Source organism: Aedoeadaptatus nemausensis (genome assembly GCF_903819165.1).
GTDB lineage: Bacteria > Bacillota > Clostridia > Tissierellales > Peptoniphilaceae > Aedoeadaptatus > Aedoeadaptatus nemausensis.
In genome coordinates this window covers 44,314-60,713 of the sequence record NZ_CAIJCS010000016.1, presented here as the reverse complement: position 1 = coordinate 60,713, position 16,400 = coordinate 44,314, and the positions used below count along the sequence as shown (strand labels likewise).

Here is a 16,400-nt window from a genome sequence, read left to right as displayed (position 1 = left end):
CCTCCTAAGCGTCTATATTTTCCGCATAGATCGCGTTTTCTTCAATAAATTCCCGGCGCGGCGCCACTTCCTGGCCCATAAGCATGGAAAAGACTTCATCGGCGGCTTGGGCATCTTCCACTTCCACTCGGAGCAACACTCTGTGTTCCGGATTCATCGTGGTTTCCCAAAGTTCCTCGGCATTCATTTCACCGAGACCTTTGTATCGGCCGATTTTTAAATTGTTGTTTCTGCCCAGACGATTCAAGGCATCCTTCAGTTCTTCCTCGTTATAGCAGTATTCCAGGACTTTCGATCCCCGCTTAACACCGTAAAGAGGCGGTCTGGCCACAAAAACGTGACCTTCTTCGATAAGTTCCGGCAAATGACGGAAGAAGAAAGTTAAAAGTAAGGTCTGAATATGGGCGCCGTCTACGTCGGCATCGGTCATAATAATGATCTTGCCGTAGCGTAATTTTTCAATATCGAACTCTTTATCCACCCCGGTTCCGAAAGCGGTGATCATGGCGCGAATTTCATTGGAGTTTAAAACTCTGTCCATACGCGCTTTTTCCACATTCATAATCTTACCGCGAAGGGGTAAAATCGCCTGATAACTACTGTCTCTTCCGCCCTTGGCACTGCCGCCGGCAGAGTCCCCTTCCACCAGGAAGATCTCGGTGATGTCGTTGTCGTTACTTTGACAATCGAAGAGCTTGCCCGGGAGCGGCGTATTGTCTAAAATCGAGCGTTTGCGGGTTAAATCTCTGGCTTTTCGAGCGGCTTCCCTCGCCCGGCGAGCGGAAAGGGCCTTAGTTAAAATAATCTTTCCGATTTTCGGATTTTCCTCGAGGAAAGTGGAGAGATTATTGTTCACTACTCTCTCTACGATGGAACGGGTTTCGGAATTTCCGAGCTTCGCCTTGGTCTGTCCTTCGAATTGAGGATCGGGAAGCTTGACGCTGATAACCGCACTGATTCCCTCCCGCACGTCTTCACCGGAGAGATTTTCTTCTTTTTCCTTGATGTAATTATACTTTCTGCCATATTCATTAATGCTCTTCGTTAGAGCACTTCTGAAGCCGGAAAGATGGGTTCCCCCTTCTTCCGTATTAATATTATTGGCAAAAGTTAAAACCGTCTCCCGATAGCCGTCAGTGTATTGAATGGCGATTTCCACATCCGTACCTTCTTCGATTTCGTCGATGTAGAGGATTTTATCGTGAATAGGTTTTTTATTGCGGTTAATGTATTCCACGTAGGATTGGATGCCGCCCTTATAATGATAAATCTCTTTAAATTCTTTTTCAGGACGATGATCGATAAATTCGATATAGGCGCCTTTATTTAAAAAGGCCATCTCCCGGAAACGGCGGGCCAAGGTTTCTTTATTTAATTCTACAGTTTCGGTGAAAATTTCTTCATCGGGCCAGAAGGTAATGGTCGTTCCGGTTTCTTTAACATTTTCCTCAACGACTTCCAAAGAAGAGGTAGGTTTTCCGCGGGAAAAACTTTGTTCAAAGGCCTTTCCTTCCCGTTTTACATGGGCCACTAATTTCTTCGAAAGGGCATTGACGACAGAAACCCCGACGCCGTGAAGGCCCCCGGAGACTTTATAGGCGTCGCTATTAAATTTACCGCCGGCGTGGAGAATGGTTAAGACCGTTTCCACCGTACTCTTTTTTGTCTGAGGATGAATATCGACGGGGATCCCGCTACCATTATCCGATACGCTGACGGAACCGTCTTCGTGAAGTTCGACGATAACCTGATCGCATCGTCCCGCCAAGATCTCGTCGATGGAGTTGTCCACAACTTCATATACCAGGTGATGGAGCCCTTTTGCTCCTGTCGAGCCGATGTACATCCCCGGGCGCTTACGCACCGGATCTAAACCGGTCAGTACCTGTATATTACTGGAATTATATTCGTTTCCCTTAACCATAAATCCTCCTAAAACCGCAAAGAAACCTTATCTATTTAAATCGATAGCCGTAGACCTTTGTTTAAGACTATTTATTTCTTCCGCCGACGTTATAAAACACTGTCCCTTTATTTCCGACAAGAGCACGTCCCGCCGCATATCGTCCAGTTCCGACAAGACATCGTCGAGTAAAACCACCGGAGCGCTCCCTAAAAAATCGTCTACTCGCTCGATTTCCAAACACTTTAAAGCCAAAACGATGCTCCGCACTTGACCGGTAGATGCATATTTCTTAGCCTCCACACCGTCCAGCAAAAAAGAAAGATCGTCTAAATGAGGTCCTATCCCCGTTCTGCCGCGCTCGCGATCCGATTCTCGAGATGATTTTAAGCTTTCGTAAAACTCCGATTCGAGGTCTTCGATACGCATAACGGGAAAAGACGATTTATAGCGTATTTCCAGTATTTCCCGATCCCCCGATATAATCTCATAATATTTAGAGACGCTCGGTGCCATGCGCTTTAAAAACCTTAAACGTTCTTTCAACAAAACCGTAGCATAAGCTGATAGTCGTCGGTCGTACACATCCAATAAAGACGGTTCTTTTAATTTCCTAAGTACATAATTTCGTTGATAGAGTACGTGGTAATAGCCGCTATAACTCTCATCATAAGCGGGAGATATCATGCGAAGCATATCATCTAAAAAGCTGCGTCTCCCGGAGGGAGAGCCTTGAATCATTTGAAGATGTTTCGGTTCGAACACTACTACGCCCAGTCCCCGGCCATAATCTTTGGCCCGTTTGATGGGATTATTGTCGCGCATATAGTGTTTCCCGTCTTCCTTAACCGTCAGCTCCATCTTGTGGTCGAAAGCATCGATCTGAACCGTCGATGCGAGATAGCTGTATTCTTCACCGAAGGTAATCACTTCTTTTAAGGCATTGGTTCTAAAACTTCGACCGGTCATGGAGACGTAGATGCCTTCTAAAAAATTGGTTTTTCCCAGGCCGTTGGGCCCGATCAGGCGGTACATCTCCTCGCCGAAGGTCATGGATAGGTGATCGTGGTTTCGAAAGCTCACCATATCCAGCGTTTTAACAAACATGCCTACCTCCTGCAGACTCTATATTCCTCTAGTATAGTACAAATGTTCGATTTGTACAAAGCTAAAGAATTACTCTCTTTCTACAGTTTCCTTCATTCCCATCATCTCTACCATATCGCCGGGATAAAGTTTCCTGCCTCTTCTTGTTTCTCGCTCTCCATTGACGAAGACAATGCCGTCGCTTATAACCATTTTCGCCATGCCGCCGGATTCTACCCACGTCATGAGTTTTAAAAAACTGTCCAGTTTAATAAAGTCTGTTTTTATAATCATAGATTAGCCAACCTGACGGGTAAGACGAGGTAAAGGTACTCTTCCCCGTCTGCAGGGGTGATAATGCAGGGATTGACTGCATCGGTAAAGCCCATTTTAATCGTATCCTCTTCTATTACGCGAATTCCCTCGAGTAAATAACGAGCGTTGAAGGCGATGGCGAGATCTTTTCCGGTTTTCTCCGCCTTTACGGTTTCGTGAACTTTCCCCACTTCCGAATTGGAAAGGATTTCGATGACATCATCGTGAATATCGAGTTTTACGAGGCCGTTGCGTTCTTTTCCCGTCATAAGACTGGCGCGCTCTAAAGCGGCCATAAAGGGTTTGCGTTCCACTAAAAGCTCCATATCGTGATCTTTTCGAATCAAGCTGTTGTATTGGAAAAATTCTCCGTTTAAGAGCTTGGTAAAGAACTTCGTCTCGTCGAATTGAATCAATATATGATTGTTTCCGATTTCCAGAACAAGGGTCTTGTTTTCATCGATTAATTTCGAAATTTCAGAGACACTTCGCGCGGGCAGGATAAGATCTCGAATGACATCCTGCTCCCCTTGAATTTTGCTCATGGCCATGCGGTAACCGTCGAGAGCCACAAATGTAATATTTTCTTTCGTTACATCTAATAAGACGCCGGTTAAGACGATGCGCATATCGTCGTTACTCGTGGCAAATTGCGTCTCTTTAAAGGCTTTTAAAAGCGATTCACCGGTTACGACAATTTTTTCACTTCCGCCAAGCTCGGGAAGCTGAGGATATTCATCCGGATTTTGTCCCATTATTTCGAAATGAGATTGTTCACATGTAAGGGAAAGTTTTTGACCTTCACTCTCAATGTGTACCATAGCCGAGGGAAGTTTTCGTACGATATCGCCGAACAAGGAGGCGTTTAAGACGATACTTCCTTCTTCTTCTACAAAACATGAATGTTGAGATTCCATAGAAATTTCCGTATCTGTCGCGCGAAGAGTTAATTTTCCGTCCTTTGCTTCCATATAAAGACCTTCCAATATTTGCATATTGGTTTTGGAAGAAATCGCTCTCGATACAATGGAAACGATCGATGCTAGAGCTGATTTATCAATTTGAAATTTCAAGGTTTACCTCCTCTATATATTTAGATTAATACTTCGTATTCGTAGTAGGGCCTGTGAATGTGTGGAAAGAATATTCTAAAAAGAAATCCACAGGGTTCTGTCTGTGGATAGAGTGTTTATAACTCCGTGTATCACCCTCAGTTTTATCCACAGGGTTTCTAATTGCCCCGAATTTTCTCCTGTAGAAATTCGATCTCCACAGCGAGCTCCGTATCTTTTTCTATATCGCTTCTAATTTTATCACAGGCATGAATAACCGTTGAATGATCTCTTCCGCCGAATTCCTGGCCGATTTTAGGAAGGGACAGTTCCGTCATCTCCCGCGTCAGGTACATGGCGATTTGACGAGGATAGGCCAAGGGTCTGGAACGCTTTTTGCTGTCCATTTGCTCCACGGTAATATTGTAATTTTCTGCGACGATTTCCTTTATATGGGATACCGTAATTTGCGTAGGCTTATTATTTTCGTAAATATCTTTTAAAACATAGGCCGCCGTCTCTTCGGTTATGACGCCGGTAGTGAGCTTGGAGTAAGCGGTCACCCGGGACAAAGCTCCTTCCAGCTCACGAATATTGCTTTTCACATGAGTGGCAATATAGTTTATGACCTCATCGGGTACGTCGAAGCCGTCGCTTTGCGCCTTATTCCTTAAAATAGCGATACGCGTTTCCAAATCCGGTGCCTGAATATCTACGACGAGACCCCATGCGAAACGGGAAATCAAGCGTTGCTCCAATTTTTGAATATCCTTCGGAGGTTTGTCGCTTGTCAGGACGATCTGTTTATCTCTGCCGTGAAGTTCATTAAATGTATGGAAGAACTCGTCCATAGTCGATTCCTTATCGGCAATGAATTGAATATCGTCTATTAAAAGAAGATCTTGTGAGCGATATTTTCTACGAAATTCTTCATTTCGATTGGTTTGAATCGATGCGATAAATTCATTGGTAAACTGTTCGCTCGTAACGTATAAAATCCGTTTTGTAGGGTCATTTCGATGCATAAAATGACCGATAGCGTGCATTAAGTGGGTTTTTCCAAGACCGACGCCTCCGTAGATAAACAAAGGATTGGCGTGAGCTTCTTTCGGATTTTCAGCTACGGCGAGGGATGCCGCATGGGCAAATTGATTGGATTGCCCTACAACGAAGGAATCAAAAGTATATTTCGGATTTAAATGGTAGACAGTTTCCGCTGTAGAATCTACCGGAATAGGATCGCCGGGGCGGTCGGAGATTAATGTAAACTGAATGGAATAATCTACGCCGCTTACTTCCTTTACGACCCGTTGGATCAAACTTTTGTAATTATTATTATTTTTTTTCAGATGATTCAGGACAAATTCCCTTGAAACTCCAAGGATAAGTTCATCTCCTTGAAGAGCAACCGGCGTTATGGGGCGAAACCAGGTATTAATCTGAGAATCGTAGAGATTTTCTTTAAGTATTAATTGAAACGCCTCGTTCCAAAGTGTTTGCACATCAAATGCCATTTTTCACTCCCGCTTTTATTTGACAACAATTAACATATAAACATGTGGAAAAGAAACCTAGGGATTAAAAAATCCACAAGTTTGTGGATTATGGGGATAGAGTCTTTATGAACAGGCTCGGATCCTATATAATGTGGATAATTATGTTGAAAAAATTCGTTGTTTCAGGAAATTTTTTCACAATAAAACAACTTATCAACATTTTATCAACAGACTGTGAATAAGTCACAAACTATTCACATAGATTTTTTTATCAACAGGTTAAAAATAATTATACACAATCTATAAAAAGTTATCAACATATCTAAGAGTCAAAAAAGTGCATTTAGGTTTCACTTTTTCATCAAAGAACAAAAGCGTTTTCACGCATTAAACGGGACTATTTCGGGCTTTTTTGCATAAAAGAATTGACTTGGCCCTATTCTATCCCTATAATATATAGAGTGTATTTTAAAAATAGGTCGTTTAGGCGATTTTTAGATCCCGACGGAGGAGGTGTAGTCTAATGAAAAGAACGTATCAACCGAAACGTAAACAAAGAAAAAGAGAACACGGATTTCGTGCTCGCATGAGAACCCGCGGCGGTCGTAAGGTATTACGCGCTCGTAGAGCAAAGGGAAGAAAGAAACTTTCTGCTTAATCCATGGATAAGAAGTACTTTCTTAAAAAGGATAGCGACTTTAAAAAAGTTTATAAGAAGAGAAAAACTTTCGGTAATCGAAACTATACTCTCTACATCAGACGTAACGGCCTGGACCATTCTCGGATGGGTTTTTCCATCAATAAAAAGGTGGGAAAGGCCGTTGTTCGCAATAAAATAAAAAGACGTCTCCGGGTTCTCTACGGAGAAGTTTATTCCAGACTACCGGTAGGCTACGATATGGTCGTCGTGGTAAAAAATAATGTCGCCGATATGACATTTGGAGAGATAAAATCTTCTTTTTACCATTTAATGCGCGTCTCTAAAATGATAAATAAGGCAAAGCGATGATGAATAAACTAGCTCTCGCTTTTATTCGCTTTTATCAGCGATATATTTCCAAATATATTTTAGTAGGCGCCCATTGTCGTTTTTATCCGACTTGTAGTCAATACGGTTACGAAGCTTTTTTAAAATATCCTTTTTTAAAAGCGCTTTATTTAACCATAAGGCGCATTTTGCGATGTCATCCTTTTCATAAAGGTGGCTACGATCCCCTTCCATAGACTAGGAGGAAGTTTATTTGATTAATGCATTAGCGAGTTTTTTTGGCGTTATATTGCGTCATATTTATGATTTCGTATCGAGTATAGGCTCTGAGCCGGTAGCCATTTCCTATTATGCGATTGCGATTATCGTAACGACTCTTTTGCTGCGTTTTGCCCTCTTACCTTTGAATTTATTCCAAACGAAGAATCAATTAAAGATGGCGAAAATCCAGCCGGAAATGAAGAAGATTCAAAAAAAATACGAAAATGATCCCCAACTTTTAGCTCAAAAGCAGTCACAGCTCTATAAAGAAGCGGAATTTAATCCTTTAAGCGGCTGTCTGCCTATGTTGATTCAATTTCCCGTATTGCTGGCCTTTTATAGGATCTTTATGTTTCCTACGAAGTTTGCCTTTACCAATCCGGAATTTTACGCATCCATACAAAAAAACTTTTTCTTTGTACCTACATTGGATCATCCGGATCCGACAAAGCTTGTTTTGCCCATTATCGCGGCGTTTTTTACTTGGCTCTCTACTTACTTAGTACAAAAGGCCAACGCAGGACCTTCCACGGAGCAATCGGAACAAATGATGAAGAGCATGTCCATTATGATGCCCATTATGATTTTGTTTTTTGCCCGTAATATGGCGGCAGGCTTGGTTCTTTACTGGATTGTAGGCAGCATTTATACCATTTTCCAACAGCAGATAAGCAATAAGTTTATCGAAAAAGAAAAGGAAAAAGAGAAGGAGGCATAGCGTGAACTTTTCCATCCAATCGGCAAAAACAATCGACGAGGCCGTCGAAAAGGCCTTGAAGGAATTAAGGGCATCTCGAGATGAAGTGGATGTCGAAATTATCGAAGAACCTTCCGCAGGGTTTTTAGGCCTGATCGGAGGGAAAGACGCTATTGTTAAAGTAAAAAAGAAATTCGATAGTAAGGATATTATCGAGTCGATTTTACAAGATGAAGAGATTCAAACGGTTCGAAAAGATCTGGACGAGCGACGAGTAGAAGAATCTGTCGAAGAAGAAATCGTTGAAATCGAAGAGACAGAGATCGTCGAAACGGAAGAAGTTCAAGAGATGGAAGAGCCTGAAGAGGCATTTGAAGAACCTAGCGACGAAGAGCTGGAAGTTTTTATCCGCGAATTTGTCGATCGTCTAATGGATACTCTCGGCCTGGGCTACACTCTTTCTGTAGAATTTAAGGATCGTGAGATCTTCGTCTCAATCGACGGCAAGCGAGAAGAGACGGGTATCGTTATCGGCAAGCGCGGCGCGACGTTAAACGGGATTCAAACCGTACTGTCCGCTATGATCAATCGCCGAACGAAGGATTTCAGACGGGTTATCGTCGACTGCAGCGGTTACCGCAAAAAGCGCGAAGCGGCCTTAAAGAGAGTCGCCGGTAAAACCGCCAATAAAGTTTTAAAAACCAATCAATCCATTAAATTGGAACCCATGAATGCTCAAGAACGCCGCGTCGTCCATGCGTGCTTGGCAAATGTCGAGGGAATTCGCACGCGCAGCGAGGGAAAAGATCCCCATCGATGCGTCGTTATTCATAAGGATTCATCACAGCCTTCATAGTCTCTATGAAGGCTTTTTTTAAAGAAAGTGAGAGAGTGAACTTATGACCATAGCCGCTATTTCTACGGCAAAATCGCCGGCAGGTATCGGTATTGTTCGTTTAAGTGGCGAGGACAGTATCGCAATAGCAGAGAAGTTTTTCCGTTCGAAAAGTGCCTTATCCGATCCTATAAACGATCGAAAGCTGCTTTACGGCCATTTCGTCGTTGAAGGCGAAATTATCGACGAGGTTCTCGCCGTAGCTTTCCGAGGACCCTATAGTTATACAGGCGAGGATATGGTGGAAATCCAAGCCCACGGCGGAAGCGTCGGGCTCGAGCGTATTCTTTCGGCTTTTATCGACGGAGGATGCGAGGCCGCCATGCGCGGCGAATTTACGAAAATCGCCTTTTTAAACGGTAAATTGGACCTTACGGAAGCCGAGGCTATCGTGGATATGATCGAGGCTGACAGTGTGTCCTCTCAGCGTCAAAGTGCCCGTCAACTTACGGGGCATTTATACCGTAAAATCGAAGATTTTCGCCGCCGCTTAAAGGATACTCTGGCCCATCTCGTGGCAGACATCGACTTTTCTACCGAAGAGGTGGAGCCTGTGGATACGTCAATATTGGAAAATACAACGGAAGAGCTTCTGGAGGAAATGAAGGCCCTTTTAAAGACTTTTAAACGGGGAAAAATGATTCAGGACGGCATTGCCACCTCCATTATAGGGAAGCCCAATGTAGGGAAGAGCTCTTTTTTAAATGCGATTTTACGTGAAGACAAGGCCATTGTAACGGAAATTCCGGGAACTACACGGGATGTACTGGAAGCCTCGTATTCCTTAGACGGCATCCACTTGCGCATGCAGGATACGGCGGGGATTCGCGAGACGGAAGATTTAGTTGAAAAAATGGGCATCGAGCGGGCCTTAAAGAGCATGGATACGGCAGATTTAATTATCGCCATTTTCGACGCTTCTCGGCCCTTAGATGAAGAGGACTTTACAATTATCGACGGTATTCGGAACAAAAGGGTAATTTGCCTGCTAAATAAACAGGATTTAGGCTCTGTAGTAAGTATTTCCGATCTCGAGGAGTATTTTCCGGGAGCCGTCCTCGAAACCAGCTTAATTAAGCAGGAAGGACTTAAAGCCGTAGAGGATCTTATCGAAGACTGGTTTTTATCCGGAGAAGTGGCCGCCGACGAGGTACAGATATACTCTCTCCGTCACAAGAACCTTTTGACTGAAGCCATCGAGTCCATGGAAAAAGGACGAGAAGATCTTTTAGCAGGCGTCGGTCTGGATTTGGCGGAAGTGTATTTCGAAGACGCCTTTATTAAACTTGGGGAAATTACGGGTCAAACCGCGGGCGAAGAAGTATTGGATCACGTATTTTCTAAATTCTGTATCGGAAAATAAGGAGTATTATGGATTTTTTAGCGAAAACAGTGGATATTGTCGTCGTGGGCGCAGGCCATGCCGGTTGCGAGGCGGCCCTCGCCGCGGCGCGAATGGGCATGGATGTAGCCCTTATTACGATGAATTTAAATTCCATCGCCGCCATGAACTGTAATCCCAATATAGGAGGTACGGGTAAAGGCCATTTAGTCCGTGAAATTGACGCATTGGGTGGCGAAATCGGGCGCAATATCGATAAAACCTTCATTCAATCCCGTATGCTGAACCGTTCCAAGGGACCGGCGGTCCATTCCTTACGGGCTCAGGCGGATAAATGGGATTATCATCGCGCCATGAAGATGACCCTCGAGGATGAAAAAAACATCCACCTCATTCAAGACGAGGTGGCGTCCTTTTATTTTATCGACGACGACCTCTCCGGTGTCGTATGTAAAACGGGGGCTATTTACAAGGCTAAAAAGACCATCCTGGCTACGGGGACTTATTTAAGAGGCAGAGTCTTTATGGGAGAAGTCAACTATTCCAGCGGACCGGACGGCATGCAGCCTGCCGACCTGCTTACGGAGAGCATCGAGGGAATCGGAATCGATACCATGCGTATGAAGACGGGAACGCCCGCCAGAGTGCATAGGGATTCCATCGACTTCAGTGGTATGGAAGTTCAAAAGGGGGACGAGGAAATTCACCCCTTCTCTTTCAGTAATTTCGACAAAGATTACAGCGACAAAGAGCAGATCGACTGCTATTTAACCTACACCACGCCTGAATGCCACGAGATTATTCTCGAGAATATAGAGCGTTCCGCCATGGCCATGGGCGATATTGAAGGTACGGGACCTCGCTATTGCCCTTCCATCGAAGATAAGGTCACTCGATTCGGCGACCGGGATCGCCATCAGGTTTTCCTCGAACCGGAAGGCCTTTTGACGAAGGAAATCTATGTGCAAGGCGTATCCTCTTCCCTACCCGTCGAAGTTCAAATGGCCCTTTACAAAAAGATCGACGGATTGGAAAACTGTGAATTTATGCGCCCGGCCTATGCCATCGAGTATGATGCCATCGACGCTACACGATTGGATCGCTCTCTCGAAGTCATGGGCATAGACAATCTCTATATGGCGGGTCAAATCAACGGCAGCAGCGGTTATGAAGAGGCCGCCGCTCAGGGGCTTGTAGCCGGCGTTAACGCGGCTCTTTCCATTCAAGACAAGGATCCCCTTATTTTAAGGCGAGACCAGGCTTATATCGGCGTTTTAATCGACGATCTCGTAACCAAAGGCACTCGAGAACCCTACCGTATGATGACGGCGCGTGCGGAATACCGACTGACTTTGCGTCAAGACAATGCGGACCTTCGCTTAACGGAAATCGGACGCTCTATCGGTCTCGTAAACGACGAACAATATGAGCGCTTTATTAAGCGCCGCGACGCCATTGAGAATGAGCGGGAGCGCCTGGCCTCCATTCAAATCAACCCGACAGATGAGAATATCCGGAAGCTTGACGATTTGGGGTCGGCTACCTTAAAAAATGCCACGCCTCTTTTGAATTTAATGCAGCGTCCCGAGCTTACCTACGATAAACTGGCAGTATTTGACGAAAATCGTCCCCTCCTCCCCCGCCACGTTATAAAGGAAGTGGAGACGGAAGTACGCTATAAAGGTTATATCGAAAAGCAAATGGCGCAGATTCAAAAGTTTAGAAAGATGGAGAATAAAATTCTGTCGAAAGATTTGGATTATAATGCTATTAAAGGACTGCGCAATGAAGCAAAAGAAAAACTTTCCGCTATTCGCCCGGAATCTGTCGGTCAGGCAGGCCGAATCAGCGGCGTAAGCCCGGCGGATATAAATGTCCTTCTCATTTATTTAGAGCAGAAAAACAGGGAGGCAAATAATGAATTGGGAGACGCGTAAAGACATACTGGAACAATTTCATAAAGACTTGCCCCTCGAATCCTTCGATCGCTACAGCGAAATCCTATTGGATTGGAACGAGCGAATGAATCTGACGCGAATTACCGATGAACAGGAAATTATCGATAAGCACTTTATCGATTCCCTGACTCCCCTTTTATTAGAAGAGTATGAAGGTACGGGCAAAGTTCTCGACCTGGGAACAGGAGCGGGTTTTCCGGGCATGGTCCTCGCCCTTACAGAGCCTGCTCGGGAATTCCATCTGATGGACAGCTTAAATAAGCGGATCACTTTTTTAGATGCTGTAGTGAAAGATCTCAGAATAGATAATGTTAAAACCTTCCACGGCCGTGCAGAGGAAGCCGGACGCAATCCGGAATTTCGCGAACAGTATCAAATCGTCGTATCTCGTGCCGTAGCGAGGCTGAATATTTTAGCGGAGTACTGTCTTCCTTTCGTAGAACTCGGGGGATATCTTATTGCCATGAAGGGTCCGGAGGGTCTCGAGGAAATCGAGGAAGCTGATAAAGCAATTAAAACCCTGGGAGCGGAACTCACCCATTGTGAGGAGTTTCTTCTACCCGACGGCGATAAAAGAATATTAGTAGTACTCCGCAAGATAAAGGGAACGCCTAAGAAATATCCCCGTGGGGGCGGAAAGCCGAGAAAGGATCCTCTGTAGTTTATGATCGTCTTTATTCCTCTATTCGCCTTTTTGATCTATCGATCTATAAAGACGAGAAGCAAGGCAGTATACTCCCTTTTAGTGTTTGCGATTTTCTCTTTCCTAAGCTATATGGATATTATCGATCAGTTGATTTTTCCACTTCCTTATATAGTCTACGGAATTGGCATCCTCTCAATTCCGGCGTGTATAATATTCTCCGGAAGAGAGTATGTAAAAGCGAAGAAAGACTATCTAAAGACTCGCCGAAACAAGAGAGAAAAAGAGGAAAGCAATCAAAGAACAGTAGATGACAATCACGACAAAATCGTTATTGAACATGCGGGAGGCGGAGAACAGAAGGTATATTACGTAAAGAGATCGGTCAATCTTAAAGGCACGGACGAGAACAACGAAAATGTTCCACATGGAACATCGACTACAGAAGAAGCCGAGACAGATAAGCCTTCTGAGCCTGAAGAAAACGAGAACGAGGAAGATGAAGTTATAGATTCTACCCTTTCAGGTCCATCAGGAAAAAGTGAAGAAGTCGAGGAACCTGAAGAAGAATAGCTTTTGAGCTTCACTTAAACCAAAATGTTCCATGTGGAACATTTATAAAAATCAGCATACAAAGACTATAAAAAGAGAAGGATGTTCCACGTGGAACATCCTTCTCTTTTTATTTATCATTCTTTTTGATACTATGGGTGTAAGAAGGAAGTGAAAGAATGAGTAGAAATATCGCCGTATTTAATCAAAAGGGAGGCGTCGGCAAGACGACCACCGTTATCAATCTTGCAGATGCTTTGGCGGAGAAAGGCAAATCCGTCTTAATTATAGATTTAGACCCTCAAGCCAACGCCACTAACGGTTTAAACATCGATAAAGATCGGGACACTATGGTCTACGATTTCCTATTAGGTAGCGAGGAGAATCCCATCGTAAATGTAAAGAAAAACCTGGACATTATTCCCTCCGGATCTTCTCTTGCGGGAATCGAATTGGAATTTGCTCAGCGCGCCGATTGGCAGTTGGAGCTCAAAAAGCGCATTCAAGACTTAGATCATTACGATTATTTAATCATGGACTGTTCGCCATCTCTGGGCGTTCTCTCCATTCTGGCCCTTTCGGCCGCCGACAGTATCTTAATTCCCGTGCAATGTGAGTATTATGCGCTGGAAGGCCTTTCCCAACTAATGGCGTCTATACAACTGGTACGCAACGGATTTAATCCCGAATTGGAAATAGAAGGCGTACTTTTGACCATGTATGACGGACGTACCAATCTAAGTATGCAGGTGGTCGAAGAGGTTAAGAACTATTTCAAGAAGGACGTATTTTCCACAGTTATTCCAAGAAATGTGCGGCTGGCGGAGGCCCCTTCCTACGGTATGAGCATTATCGCCTACGATAAAGGGAGTAAAGGAGCGAAGGCTTACTTATCTCTCGCTGATGAGATTGTAAACAGGAGGAAGTAATGGAAAAGAAAAGAGGACTGGGAAGAGGGCTCGATAATTTTTTCGGTACGCAGCCCATGGACGATGTGAACGAAGTGAACGCCCTCCCTATTGAAGAGATAAAAGCTAATCCCAAACAGCCGAGAAAACAATTTTCAGAAGAAAGTTTGGAAGAGTTGGCGGCAAGCATTCGCGCCGTAGGCGTCTTACAACCTCTCTTAATAAAAAAAGAGGAGGATGAAAACCTCCTTATCGCCGGGGAAAGAAGATTACGGGCGGCGAAGCTTGCAGGTCTTACAGATGTTCCCGTTCGTTTTATCGATGTAACGGAAGAGGAAGTAGATCAAATCTCTTTGATTGAAAACATTCAGAGAGAAGATTTAAATCCCATCGACGAAGGCGAAGGTTACGAGACTTTGAAGAAGAAATACGGATATACTCAAGAAAAAATTGCCGGTCTCGTGGGAAAATCCAGACCTTATATCGCCAACGCCATGCGTCTTTTAAAGCTTGAACCTGTCGTCAAGGAGATGCTCAAAAAAGGCGAACTCACCGTAAGCCAGGGGAAATTGCTTCTATCCATTAAAGATGGAAATGAGCAGATTAAACAGGCTCAACGGATGATTAAAGAGGGCCAGACTATTGAAGAAAGTCAAAAGGAAACCCGAGTTTCCGCTCCGAAGCGATCATCCTACTACGAAGATCTCGAAGAAAAACTCATGGAACGACTGGGTACAAAGACAGAAGTAAAGGGCAATATGAATCGGGGACGCCTCGTTATCGATTACCATTCGAAGGAAGATCTTATTCGAATTTACGATCTGATTATGGGAGGAGAGCTCCTTGACTAGAGAATATAAATTTTTCGTAACCGACGCCTTTACCGATCGATCCTTCTTAGGAAATCCCTCGGGAATTGTATTAATCGAAGGGTATATGAGTGATGAGGAGATGCAAAAGGCAGCGCAAGAACTCAATCACTCGGAGACCGCCTGTGTGAGCCAGTTGGACCGAGATATTTACGATATTCGCTATTTTACACCGACGAAGGAAGTGGATCTTTCCGGTCACGCAGCTCTGTCTACTTTTTGGACTCTGGCGGAACAGGGTTTTATTAACTGTCGAGGAGAGAGCGTACGAATTCTTCAACATACTAAAGCCGGTCAGCTCCATATAGACATTGCGTTTCACGGCGATAAGGTGAAATTTGTGGATGTGGAGCTTCCTCTGATGAGTTCTATGAAAGAGATAGAAGATGTGGAGGAAGTAGCTCGAGCGTTCAGCATAAAGAGAGAAGATATAGGCGTCGATGAAGATATGTTGCCGGCTGTTATCGACAATGGCATCGCCACCATGGTCTTACCCGTAAAAAACAAAGAAGTGCTTCTGAACCTGAATCCGAAGCGTCGCCGAATGGAAGAACTGGCAGAAAAATACGACTGCCTCACCTTTCATCTCTTCCACTACGATTCCGAAAGAGGGGCGGCGGAGCAGAGAAACTTTTCTCCCGCCATCGGCATTTGGGAAGAATCGGCTACGGGCACGGGCAGCGGCGCCATGTATTATTATCTAAAAGCGAAGAATAAACTTGCGAAAGAAAAACTCGTCGCTAATCAAGGTAGAAAAAAAGGAAGACCCTCTGAGATCTTTGTACACTCTAAAAACGAAAGGATTTATGTAGGCGGCACGGCGTGCATCGTAATGGAAGGAATTTTGCGCATATGAAACTTATCGACCTAAGTTTAAATCAATATATTGAAAAAGCCATGGATACGAGCTCCGTTCCCGGAGGAGGATCGGTAGCCGCCCTTTGCGGCGCCTTGTCCGCCTCCCTCGCCGTCATGGTTTTAAGAATTTCAGGTGTAGACGACATAAACTGCGATCTTTATGACGTCCACTCCGATTTTTTAAAGGAGAATATCGACAAGGACAGCAGCTCCTTCGACGATGTATTAAAAGCTTTTAAACTACCGAAAGACACGGATGACGAGAAAAAAATCCGCAGTGCCGCCATTCAAAGAGGCTATATTAAAGCTATCGACGTGCCCCTCTCCACCATGGAAGAGGCCGGAAAAATCCTTTCCCTCATGGCGGAGCATCTTCCTCTTATGGGCGAAGAAGCTTTCAGCGACACGCTCATTGCCGCCGATCTGGCGAGGACCGCCGTGCGCGGTGCAGCCCATACCGTGCGTTTAAACCTGGCATCTTTGAAGGATAAAAAACTTAAAGCTTCTTACGAAAATAGAATGGTGAAAATCGAAAGAAATGCGGAAAAACACTTTCAAAGGATTCAAAATTATTAAT

At 44.4% G+C, this 16,400-nt stretch carries 18 protein-coding genes; 13 read left to right on the top strand and 5 right to left on the bottom strand.

Annotation, left to right across the window (positions count from 1 at the left end):
- Positions 1-4: 4 nt before the first annotated feature.
- From gyrB to dnaA, 5 genes are all read right to left on the bottom strand, one after another.
- On the bottom strand, positions 5-1,924 hold the full coding sequence (gene gyrB / locus PEPTYR26121_RS03785) for a DNA topoisomerase (ATP-hydrolyzing) subunit B (RefSeq protein ID WP_180499389.1): 1,920 nt from the start codon (positions 1,922-1,924) through the stop codon (positions 5-7).
- Positions 1,925-1,951: 27 nt separating this feature from the next.
- A complete protein-coding gene (gene recF / locus PEPTYR26121_RS03780) occupies positions 1,952-3,010 on the bottom strand; it encodes a DNA replication/repair protein RecF (protein WP_180499387.1) in 1,059 nt (352 codons plus the stop codon).
- A gap of 69 nt (positions 3,011-3,079) precedes the next feature.
- Complete coding sequence (gene yaaA, locus PEPTYR26121_RS03775; RefSeq protein WP_180499385.1) at positions 3,080-3,283, bottom strand: S4 domain-containing protein YaaA; 204 nt, start codon at positions 3,281-3,283, stop codon at positions 3,080-3,082.
- Entirely contained in the window at positions 3,280-4,377 is a 1,098-nt protein-coding gene (gene dnaN, locus PEPTYR26121_RS03770) for a DNA polymerase III subunit beta (protein WP_180499383.1), read from the bottom strand. The genes yaaA and dnaN overlap by 4 nt, the downstream gene beginning before the upstream one ends.
- A 158-nt stretch (positions 4,378-4,535) precedes the next feature.
- Positions 4,536-5,870 carry a chromosomal replication initiator protein DnaA gene (gene dnaA / locus PEPTYR26121_RS03765; RefSeq protein ID WP_180499381.1) on the bottom strand — a complete coding sequence of 445 codons (1,335 nt, stop codon included), beginning with the start codon at positions 5,868-5,870 and terminating at the stop codon, positions 4,536-4,538.
- A 505-nt stretch (positions 5,871-6,375) separates the two neighbouring features.
- On the opposite strand from dnaA, the gene rpmH reads away from it, so the two are divergent.
- The 13 genes from rpmH to PEPTYR26121_RS03700 all read left to right on the top strand — a co-directional run bounded on the left by rpmH (position 6,376) and on the right by PEPTYR26121_RS03700 (position 16,399).
- Entirely contained in the window at positions 6,376-6,510 is a 135-nt protein-coding gene (rpmH, locus tag PEPTYR26121_RS03760; RefSeq protein ID WP_068366676.1) for a 50S ribosomal protein L34, read from the top strand.
- 3 nt (positions 6,511-6,513) lie between these two features.
- Positions 6,514-6,861, top strand: a complete 348-nt coding sequence (rnpA, locus tag PEPTYR26121_RS03755) for a ribonuclease P protein component (RefSeq protein WP_180499379.1) — start codon at positions 6,514-6,516, stop codon at positions 6,859-6,861.
- Positions 6,861-7,076, top strand: a complete 216-nt coding sequence (gene yidD / locus PEPTYR26121_RS03750; RefSeq protein WP_180499377.1) for a membrane protein insertion efficiency factor YidD — start codon at positions 6,861-6,863, stop codon at positions 7,074-7,076. The genes rnpA and yidD overlap by 1 nt, the downstream gene beginning before the upstream one ends.
- Positions 7,077-7,093: 17 nt before the next feature.
- Positions 7,094-7,819: a YidC/Oxa1 family membrane protein insertase gene (locus PEPTYR26121_RS03745; protein ID WP_246285887.1), complete on the top strand. Its 726-nt coding sequence runs from the start codon at positions 7,094-7,096 to the stop codon at positions 7,817-7,819.
- Position 7,820: 1 nt separating this feature from the next.
- Complete coding sequence (gene jag, locus PEPTYR26121_RS03740) at positions 7,821-8,654, top strand: RNA-binding cell elongation regulator Jag/EloR (RefSeq protein ID WP_180499375.1); 834 nt, start codon at positions 7,821-7,823, stop codon at positions 8,652-8,654.
- A gap of 43 nt (positions 8,655-8,697) precedes the next feature.
- Positions 8,698-10,056: a tRNA uridine-5-carboxymethylaminomethyl(34) synthesis GTPase MnmE gene (gene mnmE, locus PEPTYR26121_RS03735; protein WP_180499373.1), complete on the top strand. Its 1,359-nt coding sequence runs from the start codon at positions 8,698-8,700 to the stop codon at positions 10,054-10,056.
- Positions 10,057-10,064: 8 nt separating this feature from the next.
- A complete protein-coding gene (gene mnmG, locus PEPTYR26121_RS03730) occupies positions 10,065-11,972 on the top strand; it encodes a tRNA uridine-5-carboxymethylaminomethyl(34) synthesis enzyme MnmG (protein ID WP_180499371.1) in 1,908 nt (635 codons plus the stop codon).
- Positions 11,953-12,654 (top strand): 16S rRNA (guanine(527)-N(7))-methyltransferase RsmG, encoded by a 702-nt coding sequence (rsmG, locus tag PEPTYR26121_RS03725; RefSeq protein ID WP_180499369.1) that lies wholly within the window; start codon positions 11,953-11,955, stop codon positions 12,652-12,654. Before mnmG ends, rsmG begins: the two co-directional genes overlap by 20 nt.
- A 114-nt stretch (positions 12,655-12,768) precedes the next feature.
- Entirely contained in the window at positions 12,769-13,209 is a 441-nt protein-coding gene (locus PEPTYR26121_RS03720) for a hypothetical protein (protein WP_180499367.1), read from the top strand.
- Between the two features lie 158 nt (positions 13,210-13,367).
- Positions 13,368-14,117 (top strand): ParA family protein, encoded by a 750-nt coding sequence (locus PEPTYR26121_RS03715; protein WP_180499365.1) that lies wholly within the window; start codon positions 13,368-13,370, stop codon positions 14,115-14,117.
- On the top strand, positions 14,117-14,947 hold the full coding sequence (locus PEPTYR26121_RS03710; protein WP_180499363.1) for a ParB/RepB/Spo0J family partition protein: 831 nt from the start codon (positions 14,117-14,119) through the stop codon (positions 14,945-14,947). The genes PEPTYR26121_RS03715 and PEPTYR26121_RS03710 overlap by 1 nt, the downstream gene beginning before the upstream one ends.
- Positions 14,940-15,821: a PhzF family phenazine biosynthesis protein gene (locus PEPTYR26121_RS03705; protein WP_180499361.1), complete on the top strand. Its 882-nt coding sequence runs from the start codon at positions 14,940-14,942 to the stop codon at positions 15,819-15,821. Before PEPTYR26121_RS03710 ends, PEPTYR26121_RS03705 begins: the two co-directional genes overlap by 8 nt.
- A complete protein-coding gene (locus tag PEPTYR26121_RS03700; RefSeq protein WP_180499359.1) occupies positions 15,818-16,399 on the top strand; it encodes a cyclodeaminase/cyclohydrolase family protein in 582 nt (193 codons plus the stop codon). The genes PEPTYR26121_RS03705 and PEPTYR26121_RS03700 overlap by 4 nt, the downstream gene beginning before the upstream one ends.
- Position 16,400 lies beyond the last annotated feature (1 nt).